The sequence below is a fragment of the Dactylosporangium sp. CA-092794 genome, from assembly GCF_050948465.1.
Classification (GTDB): domain Bacteria; phylum Actinomycetota; class Actinomycetes; order Mycobacteriales; family Micromonosporaceae; genus Dactylosporangium.
The window spans coordinates 8,323,928-8,335,215 of the sequence record NZ_CP192044.1 but is presented as its reverse complement, the minus strand read 5'-3'; the positions used below and the strand labels follow the sequence as shown (position 1 = coordinate 8,335,215).

The 11,288-nt window shown below is 70.2% G+C and carries 9 protein-coding genes; 2 read left to right on the top strand and 7 right to left on the bottom strand.

All coding sequences use genetic code 11. The features are described from left to right. Window positions 1-2: 2 nt before the first annotated feature. The 4 genes from ACQPXD_RS35705 to ACQPXD_RS35690 form a co-directional block, all read right to left on the bottom strand. The gene (locus tag ACQPXD_RS35705; protein ID WP_432825843.1) at window positions 3-1,571 is read right to left on the bottom strand and encodes an esterase/lipase family protein; all 1,569 of its coding nucleotides are present in this window, start codon (window positions 1,569-1,571) and stop codon (window positions 3-5) included. Between the two features lie 62 nt (window positions 1,572-1,633). Then, window positions 1,634-5,248 (bottom strand): hydantoinase B/oxoprolinase family protein, encoded by a 3,615-nt coding sequence (locus ACQPXD_RS35700; protein WP_432825841.1) that lies wholly within the window; start codon window positions 5,246-5,248, stop codon window positions 1,634-1,636. A 12-nt stretch (window positions 5,249-5,260) separates the two neighbouring features. Then, window positions 5,261-5,923 carry a hypothetical protein gene (locus tag ACQPXD_RS35695; protein ID WP_432825839.1) on the bottom strand — a complete coding sequence of 221 codons (663 nt, stop codon included), beginning with the start codon at window positions 5,921-5,923 and terminating at the stop codon, window positions 5,261-5,263. Window positions 5,924-6,023: 100 nt separating this feature from the next. Continuing rightward, complete coding sequence (locus ACQPXD_RS35690; protein ID WP_432825837.1) at window positions 6,024-7,223, bottom strand: PucR family transcriptional regulator; 1,200 nt, start codon at window positions 7,221-7,223, stop codon at window positions 6,024-6,026. Between the two features lie 155 nt (window positions 7,224-7,378). Between ACQPXD_RS35690 and ACQPXD_RS35685 the strand changes: the two genes are divergently transcribed. Next, on the top strand, window positions 7,379-8,875 hold the full coding sequence (locus tag ACQPXD_RS35685) for a long-chain-fatty-acid--CoA ligase (protein WP_432825835.1): 1,497 nt from the start codon (window positions 7,379-7,381) through the stop codon (window positions 8,873-8,875). A 176-nt stretch (window positions 8,876-9,051) separates the two neighbouring features. Continuing rightward, window positions 9,052-9,372, top strand: coding sequence for a hypothetical protein (locus tag ACQPXD_RS35680; protein WP_432825833.1), 321 nt, complete (start codon window positions 9,052-9,054; stop codon window positions 9,370-9,372). A gap of 83 nt (window positions 9,373-9,455) precedes the next feature. On the opposite strand, the gene ACQPXD_RS35675 is transcribed toward ACQPXD_RS35680, so the two are convergent. The 3 genes from ACQPXD_RS35675 to ACQPXD_RS35665 all read right to left on the bottom strand — a co-directional run bounded on the left by ACQPXD_RS35675 (window position 9,456) and on the right by ACQPXD_RS35665 (window position 11,113). Then, window positions 9,456-10,019: a TetR family transcriptional regulator gene (locus ACQPXD_RS35675; protein WP_432825831.1), complete on the bottom strand. Its 564-nt coding sequence runs from the start codon at window positions 10,017-10,019 to the stop codon at window positions 9,456-9,458. Window positions 10,020-10,154: 135 nt separating this feature from the next. After that, window positions 10,155-10,379 carry a translation initiation factor IF-1 gene (gene infA / locus ACQPXD_RS35670; protein WP_432825829.1) on the bottom strand — a complete coding sequence of 75 codons (225 nt, stop codon included), beginning with the start codon at window positions 10,377-10,379 and terminating at the stop codon, window positions 10,155-10,157. Continuing rightward, a complete protein-coding gene (locus tag ACQPXD_RS35665; protein WP_432825827.1) occupies window positions 10,379-11,113 on the bottom strand; it encodes an N-acetyltransferase family protein in 735 nt (244 codons plus the stop codon). Before ACQPXD_RS35665 ends, infA begins: the two co-directional genes overlap by 1 nt. Window positions 11,114-11,288: the final 175 nt, after the last annotated feature.

The following is an 11,288-nucleotide window of genomic DNA, read 5'->3' as shown; positions in this document are numbered from 1 at the left end:
TCTCACCTTCGTCGCGACACGGTGAGCCGGAGCCGGGCGCCTTCGCCGAGAACGGGGCACGCGACCGGCGGCGGAGCGATGTCGCAGTGGAAGCCGTCACCGTCGAAGGGGTGATTTTCGGCGCTGACCGGGTCGTGGTCCTCGGCGGCGCCGGGGAGTGCCGAGTTCCATGCGGTCCAGACACGCATGGCCGTCTCGGGATCGTCGTCGCGGCGCCCGACGTCGACGATGAGAGTGTCCTCCCAGTCGGCGACCTGCTCGAGGTGGTGCTCCCAGAGGAACCCGCGATGCGTCTCGGTCAGGTGGAGCACCCGCAGCGTCAGGGTGTACCGGCGGCGCGGCGGCGCCTCGGCGTCGTCGGTGCGGAACCGTGCCGGGTCGAGGAGGAAGACCGTGGCCAACGCCACCACGGGCACCGGGGCGTCGCCGCGTTGCCCGCCCGGCCCGTGGCCGAGCTGGATCGGGCAGCAGTGGGCGGAGAGCTGTTCGTGCAGGACGATCGGCAGACCGCGTACCGCCACCCGGACCTCGGCCTGCCAGGATCGCGCCGCATGCGGGGCCTGCGGGTCGGGTAGGGCGAGGCCGGTGAGGTCGAGCCGTGCCTCGTAGGAGCCGAACAGGAACCGGCGCAGGTTCTGGTAGCCCTCCTCGGAGTTGACCAGGCCGTACCGTCCACTGTGTGCCCGGTGCACGAATGCGCTGTGAGCGCCGAGTACAGAGGCGTTCCCGACCCGGACAAGCCCATCGCTCGGTGGCCCGATGGCCTTCTCGACGAGGCCGTAGTCGGTCGCGTCCGTTCCGACCAGGCAGAACACGCGGCGCACGTCGAATGCGTCCTGCGCGATCTCGTTCGGCTGCCAGCCTTCCGGCGCATGTGTACCCCGGGCGACGCCGGGGGTGAGGTAGCCGTACATCAGGTGCGGAGCGAAGATGTCCGAACCGTAGGGTCCGAATGTCTCCATCGCCCAGTCGACCAGTCCGCCGCCGATGTCGAAGACGATGCCGCCGTGCGGGGTGCCGTAGGTGAACAGCTTGTCCACCAGTTCGGAGGCCGGATCGCGGGCCTGCCCGGTGCGCGGGTCGACGCCACGCGCCACCTTCTCGATCATGCAGCGGGCGATGAGGCCGCCCATCGAGTGCGCGACGAGGTAGACCTTGGGGGCGCCGGTCTTGCGGCGTACGAGTTGCACGAGGTCGTACAGTCGCTCAGCGGCCTGTTCGAGGTCGAACGGCTCACGTGTGTCCCCGATCGAGGTGCCGAAGGTGCTGGCGGCGTAGTCGTAGAAGCGGTGCACCCAGATCGACGCGGGCGGCACGGTCCGGTCCGGGCGGGACTCCAGGTAGACGTGCTGGTCGCCGTGCACGAGGAGGGTGTACCCCTCGTCGGTCATGAGCCGCAGAATCGGACTTTCGAACTGGTAGAAGCGTGGGTCCCGGTCGCTGTTCATCCGCACATGCGTGGCGCCGGCATTGAACCCGTAGAACGGGTCATCCACCTGTTTGTCGATCCCGCGCGGCGGCCCGGCGTAGCCGCGGACGTAGATGATCGGCAGCCGCTCGGCACTGGTCATGCGCGCTGGTTCCCTGCGGCTGCGGGACGAAACCTGCCCGGTGGGCACCTCGACCGCGGTGGTCAAGGGCTGCCGTATCCGCCGCCGCCCGGTGTCTCGATGATCAGTGTGTCGCCGGCTTGGACGTCGACCGAGTCGCAGCCGGCGAGGGAGACCGTACTGCCGTCGGCGCGCTCGACCCGGGCCGCGCCGAGTGCACCGGGTGAGCCGCCGGCCAGGCCGTACGGTGGCACCCGCCGGTGGCCGGCGAGCGTGCTGACGGTCATCGGCTCCCGGAACCTGATCCGGCGTACCGCGCCGTCCCCGCCTCGCCAGCGGCCGGCGCCGCCCGTACCGCGCCGGATGGAGAACTCCTCGAGCAACACCGGGAACCGCCATTCGAGGACCTCGGGGTCGGTCAGCCGGGAGTTCGTCATGTGCGTCTGTACGGCGGCCGCCCCGTCGAATCCCTCACCCGCACCGGAGCCGGAGGCGACCGTCTCGTAGTACTGGTGCCGTTCGTTGCCGAAGCTCACGTTGTTCATCGTCCCGGAGCCCTCGGCCTGCACACCCAGTGCGGCATAGAGCGCGCCGACGATCGCCTGTGAAGTCTCGACGTTGCCGGCCACGACGGCTGCGGGGTAGACCGGTGCGAGCATCGAACCGTCCGGGACGATGATGCGCAGCGGGCGCAGGCAGCCGTCGTTGAGCGGGATGTCGTCGGCGACGAGGGTCCGGAAGACATACAGCACCGCCGCCGTGACGACCGAGGAGGGGGCGTTGAAGTTCGTTGTCAGCTGCGGTGACGTATCGGTGAAGTCGATCGTCGCGCTGCGGTGGGCCCGGTCCACGGTGATCCGTACCGAGATGATCGCGCCGGAGTCGGTCTCGTAGCGGTATTCGCCGTCGGCGAGAGCGTCGATGACCCGGCGCACCGCCTCTTCGGCGTTGTCCTGTACGTGCCGCATGTATGCCTGCACCACGTCCAGGCCGAAGTGGTCGATCATCTTGCCCACCTCTTCGACGCCCTTGGCGTTCGCCGCGATCTGCGCGCGCAGGTCGGCCAGATTGGTGGCGGGATTCCGGGACGGGTACGGCGCCTCGGTGAGCAGCCGCAGCGTCTCCTGCTCGCGGAACCGGCCGCCCTCCACCAGCAGCCAGTTGTCGAACAGCACGCCCTCCTCATCGACGCTGCGGCTGTTCGCGGGCATGGAGCCGGGCGTGAGCCCGCCGATCTCCGCATGATGGCCGCGAGAGGCCACGTAGAACGAGATCTTCCGCCGCCCGGTGCCGAAGACGGGGGTGACGACGGTGATGTCGGGCAGGTGAGTGCCGCCGTGGTACGGGTCGTTGATCGCATACACGTCGCCCGGCTGCATGCCGGTGCCGTTGCGGCGGATCACCTCCTTGACGCTGACGCCCATCGAGCCGAGGTGAACCGGAATGTGCGGCGCGTTGGCGATCAGGTTGCCGTCCGGGTCGAACAGCGCGCACGAGAAGTCCAGCCGTTCGCGAATGTTCACCGACTGCGCGGTCGACTCCAGCCGGGCGCCCATCTGCTCGGCGATCGACATGAAGAGGTTGTTGAATATCTCCAGCCGCACGGGATCGACTCGGGTCGTCGCGCCGGATGCCGCCGCGTTCGGCCGTGCCCGTTCCATGAGCAGATGCCCGAGGCTCATCACCGTGGCCTGCCAGCCATCGTCGACGACCGTCGTGGCGTTCGCCTCGGCCACGACCGCCGGGCCGCCGATCGCGGCCCCGGCCCTCAGGCACTGTCGGTCGTAGAGCGGCACTTCGTGCCAAGCCCCGCCCGTGTACAGCGATGCCGTGGCCACCGGCGCCGTATCGGTGTCGCGTCCGGGCGCGCCGGTGCCCCCGCCCAGAGCGGAGAGGTCCGGCTCCTCGGTCAGCCCAACCGCCTCGAGCGAGACCGCCTCGACGACGAGCGGCCGGTCCATGAGGAAGGAATACGTGCGCCGGTACGCCTCGCGGAACGACGCGACCATCGTGTCCAGGTCGGCCAGGTCCACCGGCACAGCGGTGTCGGTGCCGTCGAAGCGCAGATGTACCCGCCGATGCACCCGGATCCGCCGGCCCGGAACGCCCTCGTCCAGCAGCTCTGAGCGCGCCGCCGCCTCCAGGGCGTCCGCGACGCCGGTGACCCGCCGCATCGCGGTGGGCCCCAAACGGACCTCGACCGACTGTTCGCGCATGACGGTGGTGTCGGCCAGGCCGATACCGAGCGCGGACAGCACACCGGCCATGGGCGGCACGAGCACGGCGCGCATGCCCAGCGAGTCGGCCACGGCGCAGGCGTGTTGCCCGCCGGCGCCGCCGAACGTGGTGAGCACGTACTCGGTGACGTCGCGCCCCTTCTGCACCGAGATCCGTTTCACCGCGTTCGCCATGTTGGCGACCGCGATCTGCAGGAATCCCTCGGCGACCTCTTCCGGCGTGCGCTCGTCGCCGGTCTCCCCGGTGATAGCCGCTGTCAGTTCGGCGAACCGCTGCCGTACCACTGCAGCGTCCAGCGGCTCGACGCCGGTCGGCCCGAAGACCCGGGGGAACGTCGCCGCCTGGATCCGGCCGAGCATCACGTTGGCGTCGGTGACGGTGAGCGGCCCGCCGTTGCGGTAACAGGCGGGGCCCGGGTCGGCGCCGGCCGAGTGCGGGCCGACGCGGTACCGGGCGCCGTCGAAGTACAGGATGGAGCCCCCGCCGGCGGCGACGGTGTGGATGTCGATCATCGGAGCGCGCAGCCGGACACCGGCGATCTGGGCGTGGAGCACGCGTTCGTACTCGCCGGCATAGTGCGACACGTCGGTGGAGGTGCCGCCCATGTCGAAGCCGATCACCTTGTCGAAGCCGGCCAGCTGCGACATGCGTGCCATGCCCACGATGCCGCCGGCCGGGCCTGACAGCAGCGCGTCCTTGCCGCGGAAATGCCCGGCCTCCGCCAGGCCACCGTTGGACTGCATGAACATCAGCCGCACGTCGGGCAGTTGCGCCGCCACCGCCCCGACGTAGCGGCGCAGCACCGGGGAAAGGTATGCGTCGACGACCGTGGTGTCGCCCCGCGGCACCAGCTTCATCAAGGGGCTGACCTCGCTGGAGCGGGAGACCTGGCGGAAGCCGATCTGCTCCGCCAGTTCGCCGATCTCCCGCTCGTGTGCCGGGTACAGGTGGCCGTGCAGGCAGACCACCGCGGCGGCGTGGATGCCGTGGTCGTAGGCGCGCCGCAGGTCGGCGGTCAGCCGGTCGAGATCGGGCGCGCGTTGTACCGTGCCGTCAGCCAGGATCCGTTCGTCCACCTCGATGACACGCTCGTAGAGCATCTCCGGCAACGCGATGTGCCGTTCGAAGAGGCGCGGACGGTTCTGGTAGCCGATGCGCAGCGCGTCCCCGAAGCCTTTGGTGACGACCAGCACGGTGCGTTCGCCGGTGCGCTCCAGCAGCGCGTTCGTGGCGACCGTGGTGCCCATCCGGACCGTCTCGATCTGGTCTGCCGGAACCGGAACCGTGTCGGGTATGCCGAGCAGCGCGCGGATTCCGGCGACTGCCGCATCCTCGTAGCATGCCGGGTTGTCCGACAAGAGCTTGTGTGTCACCAGCCGGCCGTTGTCCGGAGTTCGGGCGACGACGTCGGTGAAGGTGCCTCCGCGGTCGATCCAGAACTGCCAATGCCCGTTCGCCACGCGAATCCTCGCTCAGCAGAGCGCTCGTTCCCCGCGCCGGACCGGCTCGCCGGCGGCCGCCAGCACGGCGTGCTCGGCCATGGACGCGGCGAGGTCGCCGCACCGCCGGTAGTAGCCACAGGCGAGGGAAGCGTCCAGCGCGGCGTCTACATCAACGGAATCCGGTTCGCGCAGCAGGAGCTGGTGGAGCCGGCGTCGAAGCTGATCCATCTCGGCGCCTCGTGCGCATATCGCCGCCTCGGCAATGCGCTGCGGCGGCCGTGCGACAGCGGCCGCCATGGTCATCATCTCCACGCAGGCCCGACCCGTGCGGCACACGATGGCCCGCACGTCCGCCGGCATCATCGGCCTTGACGGTCTCGACGCGGCGATCTCGGCCAACCGCCGCACCATGGCGGCGAGGCCCGCCGCGTCGGCGTTGACCTGCGCGGCGGCGACGACACTCGGCAGGCTGGTCGCCGATTGCCGGACGCGGGTCGCCCTGATCGCCATCGCCTGGTCACTTACTGCCAGTCGCAGTGCGTGCATTGCCGTTCCCGCGCCCGGCAAAGCGCCTGGTGCGGTTGGACTCTCGTCGCAAAGGGCTACGGTGACATGCTCCAGCGCGAGTCGTGAGAACTCGAGCACTTCGGCCAACCGGCCGCTAAGGCCGCCGGATTCGTGACGATTTCGCACACCGGACTCCTGCTGGATGGTCAGAACAGCGTGCTACCCCGCGCGGCAGATGCCAACCCGAGCGCGGCGACGCCATTACGCTTCGGTCAGGCCTGAGGCCTCACATGGGCATCCGCAGGATCCGGGCCGCTTCCAGCGCCAGGTGCAGCTCCGCGATGCCGGTCGGCCGGGTCAGGCTGCGCCCGGTGAGCTCCTCGACCCGCCGTAATCGGTACCGCACGGTGTTGCGGTGCAGGTACAGCTTCGCGGCCGCCGCCGACGTGGCCCCGTCCTCGGCGAACCAGGCCCGCAGCGTCGCCAGCAGCAGCTGGCACTCGTGCGCCGGCAGGGCGAGGACCGGCCCGAGGACCGCCTGGGCGACGCCGCTCGCCGCGGCCGGCGCGCTCGCCAGGAGTACCGCGACCGGCACCTGCTCGTAGCGAATCACACCGCGCCCGGTCTGCGCGCCGGCGGCAAAGGCGAGACGGGCCTGCCGCAGTGCGGTCGGGGTCTGCTCCAGGCTGTGGTACTGCTCGCTGATCCCCACCGGCCCGCCGGCCAGTTCGGCGAGGTGGGCACACAGCCGGTCGATGGTGTTGCGCGGGGTCAGCACCACCACGCCCACGTGCGCGTCGATCTCCACCCGCCAGGCCGACTCGATGTCGCGGGCCCGCAGCGCCTCCTCGGCGTGGGGGATCGACTCCGCGCCGAGTTGCTCGGCGTGCGCGGCGGCAACGACGAACACCCCCTGGCGTGGCAGGCGTAGCCCGGCCGCGCTCTCCCACAGCAGGGACCCGTCGCCGGTGTCGCCGTGCAGCAGCACGTCGAGCATGGCGTTGCGGGTCTGCGCGTGGCTGCGGGTCAGCTCGACCACCGTCTCGCGGTAGGCGTCGGTGACCGAGCTGGACAGCTCATCCATGATCGACCACAGCGCGGACGCGGCGGGCAGGAGCGCCTCCGCGTTGCCGTTCAGGCGCAGCCCCTCCTCGACGATCACCGACCAGATGCGCGTGCCGGCGACGCGGTACGAGTGCAGGATCGCCGGCAGCGGCGCCCCCTGCTCGGCGCGGCGGTGGCCGGTCGCCTGCGGCGGCCCGAGGTCGGGCGTGGCCCGGCCGGCCAGCCGGCTCAGGAGGTACACCAGGTTGTCGTGGACGGAGCTGTGCAGGTCGGCGATCGGCACGACATTCCCCGCGTCGTAGAACGGCTCCGCCGCACGGATCACCGCTGTCAGCTCGTCCGCAAGCTCGTCGATCCGGCCGGACAGCCGCTCGCCGATCGCAGCGACGGTCGGTCCGGGGGAGGCGGGTAACTGCGCCATCCACGCAGCGTACGGGCTCGAGCGGAGGCCAGGGAGGGTATGGCGTTGTGCGCGGGCACAACGTACCGGCCGGAGGCCGTGTTCCGGGGGACATGGCTCGCAGGCCCGCTGCCGACCAGAATCGTGGCACTTCAACCGCCACCCGGAGGTCCGCCATGAATCTTGCCGGAAACCTTGTGCGCAGCGCGCGCGCATTCCCCGACCGCCCCGCGGTCCGGCTGCACGAGACAGTCCTCACCTACCGGGAGCTCGACCGGCGCGTCGCCGGCGTCACCGGACTGCTCGTCGCCCGCGAGGTGCGGCCGGGTGACCGGATCGCCGTGATGCTGCCCAACGTCGCCGAGTTCGCGGTCGTGTACTACGCGATCCTGCGGGCGGGCGCCGTCGTGGTACCGATGAATCCGCTGTTGAAGGAGCGTGAGGTCACCTATTATCTCGGCGACTCGCAGGCCCGGATGATTTTCGCCGGCGACGGGTGCGCGGAGGCGGCCAACGCCGGCGCGGCGCGGGCCGGCATCGACTGCACGGTCGTGGAGGCCGGCTTCGGCGCCGCCCTGCCGGTGCCCGCCGATCGGGGCGTGGTGGACCGGGAGCCGTCCGACACCGCGGTCATCCTCTACACCTCGGGCACGACCGGCCAGCCCAAGGGCGCCGAACTGACGCACGCCAACCTGGCCACCAACGTCGAGGTCGCCGCGCGGGACCTGTTCCGGCTCGGGCCGGACGACGTGATCTTCGGCGGGCTGCCGCTGTTCCACTCCTTCGGCCAGACCTGCGGCCTCAACGCCGCGATCTCCGCCGGCGCCTGCCTGACGCTGGTGCCCCGGTTCGTCCCCGACGTCGTGCTCGACGTGCTCGCCCGGGATCGGGTGACGGTCTTCGAGGGCGTGCCGAGCATGTACGTGGCGCTGCTCGGTGCCGCCGGCGGCGTCGCCGGCCTGCCGCGCTACGACGCGCTGCGCATCTGCGTCTCCGGCGGGGCCGCGCTGCCGGTCGAGGTGCTGCACGGGTTCGAGAAGACGTTCGACTGCATCATCCTGGAAGGGTACGGCCTGTCCGAGACCTCCCCGGTCGCCTCGTTCAACCATCCCGACCGCCCGCGTAAGCCCGGCTCCATCGGTACCCCGATCCGCGGCGTGGAGATCCGCGTGGTCGACGACACCGGCGCGGACGTGCCGCCCGGCGACGTCGGCGAGATCGCCATCCGTGGCCACAACGTGATGAAGGGTTACTGGCGCCGGCCGGACGCGACCGAGGAGGCGATCCCGGACGGCTGGTTCCGAAGCGGCGACCTGGCCCGGGCCGACGACGAGGGTTACCTCTTCATCGTCGACCGCAAGAAGGAACTCATCATCCGCAGCGGCTACAACGTCTACCCCCGCGAGATCGAGGAGGTGCTCTACGAGCACCCCGCCGTGCTGGAGGCGGCGGTCGTCGGCATCCCTGACGCCGCGCTCGGCGAGGAGGTCGGCGCCGCGGTGGTGCTGCGACCGGGCGTCACCGAGACCGTCGAGAGCCTGCAGGCGCACGTCAAGAGCCAGGTCGCGGCGTACAAGTACCCCCGCCGGATCTGGTTTCTCGACGCGCTGCCGAAGGGCCCGACCGGGAAGATCCTCAAGCGCGAGATCAGCCCACCGGCGGCCGTGGAGTAGCCCGATACCGGGCGCACGACTTGACGTCACGGCGGGACATCAATAGTATGATGTCACGCCGAGACATCGTCGCGAAAGGGCGGTGCCGCGCGCTCTCGTCGTCGGGGTCCTCCCGCCTGACGTTCCGTCGGATCGGCCCCGCGTAGCGACAATCAACGCCATCGAAAGGACAGGCCATGTCGACAACCTCGAGTCCTACCGAAGCCCGGACGTTCATGGTGGTCGGGATACTCCGCGCCGACACGGACCTCACGGAGTTCAACGCATTGAGGGGCGACGAGCAGCAGCAGCTGGAGGTGCTGCGCTCGGCGGGCAGGATCGGCGCTCATTACGTTTCCCCCGCCCGGCGGGCAACGTTCATCGAGGTCATCGCCACGGATGAGCAGAACGTGGCGGAGACGCTGGAGACTCTTCCGTTCGCCCGGTTCTTCGATGCCGATGTCTACCCGACCACGCCTCCGGACGCCGCGGAGGTCGCCCACCGCGCGCGTCTGTGAGCCGTTCTCCCCGCGGTGACGAACGGCTCGACCGTTGCTCGACAGGAAGAGACGTAGCTGACGGGGATTGCCCGCGCCGAGCCTCAGGCCCTCTCGGATATGACCGGGCCCGTCCCACTGCTCCTCCTCCGGGCCACGGGCACGATCGTGGCGAGGAGCGACATCACGGTCTCGGTCATTGTTGTCAGGTCGGTGTCGTCGTTGCCTTCCAGCCACTGCCGGTAGGCCGTGCGGAACACCTGGCTCCCGGCGTTAGCCGCGAGTTCTGCGATGTCGGGGTCGATTCCGCGCTGACGGAGTGCGCCGCGGAGCCCGTCGGCCAGCTGCTGCTGTTTGATCAGTTCTCGCTCCAGCAGTTGAGGGTTTGCCGCGATCATCGCGTGCCGCCGGCGCTGGGATTCTCGTGGTCCGAGTTTTTCCCAGTCGAAACCGGCCAAGGTCCGGGTCACTGCCTGGAGCGGCTCCGTGACGTCGGTCGTCTGGCGGAGTTCCTGGACGAGCGCCTCGTTGAGCGCGTCCGCGTCGGAGAAAAGCACTTCTTCCTTGTCCCGGAAGTACCGGAAGAAGGTTCGGGTGGTGACGCGGGCGCGCTTCGCGATCTGGACGGCGCTGGTGACCTCGAACCCTTGCTCTTCGAACAGCTCCATGGCGGCCTGTTTCAGCCGCTCTGCACTGCCGTGTTCCCACCGAGGCATGGTGCCAAGATACCCGCCTTGATGACTCGTCGTGACAACGCACGAGGACGGCGCCGGGAGACCGGCGCCGTCCTTCGTTTCCGGGGGCTAGTTGCGGTACCGGAAGAGGATCCGGCCTCTCGTCAGGTCGTACTGGCTGAGCTCGACCAGGACGCGGTCGAACGGCAGGATCTTGATGTAGTTCTTGCGGATCTTGCCGCTGATGTGGGCCAGGACGATGTGGCCGTTGGCGAGCTCGACGCGGAACTTGGCGTCGCGCAGGCACTCCAGCACGGTGCCCTCGAGCTGGATGCCGTCGGTTGCCTTGGGCATCAGCGGATCACCAGCTCGAGGTTGCTGCCGGTGCGGCGCGCGCCGGCGGCCTCGAAGAGGGCGATGGCCGCGGTGTTGGCCTCGTGCACGTCCGCGGAGACCGTCGCGACGCCGCGGGCGTGGGTGGCCGCCAGGATCTCCGCGAGCAGGGCGCGGGCGACGCCGCGGCGGCGGCGGTCGGCCCGGACCGCGATGAGACCGATCCGGGTGTGCCTCGGCAGCGGCGCCAATCGGGCCAGGCCCGCGTAGGCGTCGAGCTCTGCGGCGACCGCGTAACAGGTGGGGTCGAGCGGTCGGGACAGTACCGCCGCCGGCATGTGATCCCAGCCGATCGTGGCCTCGATCTCGGCGCGGATCGTGCGGTCCAGGCAGCGCAGCGGGTCGAGCTCGGCGGTGCCGATGGGCAAGAGCGTCAGACCCGGCGGTGGTACCGCACGATCGCCGCCGGTCGACATGACGTACTCCCACTCGCGGCGGCGGGTGGTCAGGCCGGCTTGCACCCACCGGGTTCGCAGGTCGAGGTCGGCCTCGTCCACGACGGTGTACAGCGGTCGCGGCAGGGCCGCCAGCATGGCCTCGGCGAGGCGGGCGAAGACGTCGTCGTGCCAGGCGTCGATGCTCAGGAAGAGGCGGCCGTCCGGGCGGGGCGAGGCGCCGCCGCGGCCGACCACGAGGTCGTCGTCGAGGGCATGCCACTGCCGTTCGGCCACGCGTGTGATGACGAGTGTGTTCATCGGTGTCACCTTTCGGGAGATCCCAGAGGGACGCTCCCGGGCGGCACCTACCGCAGTCGCCCGACCGTGACGGGAATGGGGAGCACCCACATCGCTACAACGTTCACGGTGCTCACCCCCTCAGGCCGGACCACGGTCGACGGCACGTTACCGCGGCCGCCCGCCGTCCGTCCAG

What these genes read in the sequence shown, in the direction of transcription:
- ACQPXD_RS35685 (WP_432825835.1), top strand. Translation starts at nt 7,379, where the DNA reads ATGAATCTTGCCGGAAACCTTGTGCGCAGCGCGCGCGCATTCCCCGAC.
- ACQPXD_RS35680 (WP_432825833.1), top strand. Translation starts at nt 9,052, where the DNA reads ATGTCGACAACCTCGAGTCCTACCGAAGCCCGGACGTTCATGGTGGTC.
- ACQPXD_RS35665 (WP_432825827.1), bottom strand. Translation starts at nt 11,113, where the DNA reads ATGAACACACTCGTCATCACACGCGTGGCCGAACGGCAGTGGCATGCC.
- infA (WP_432825829.1), bottom strand. Translation starts at nt 10,379, where the DNA reads ATGCCCAAGGCAACCGACGGCATCCAGCTCGAGGGCACCGTGCTGGAG.
- ACQPXD_RS35690 (WP_432825837.1), bottom strand. Translation starts at nt 7,223, where the DNA reads ATGGCGCAGTTACCCGCCTCCCCCGGACCGACCGTCGCTGCGATCGGC.
- ACQPXD_RS35705 (WP_432825843.1), bottom strand. Translation starts at nt 1,571, where the DNA reads ATGACCAGTGCCGAGCGGCTGCCGATCATCTACGTCCGCGGCTACGCC.
- ACQPXD_RS35675 (WP_432825831.1), bottom strand. Translation starts at nt 10,019, where the DNA reads ATGGAGCTGTTCGAAGAGCAAGGGTTCGAGGTCACCAGCGCCGTCCAG.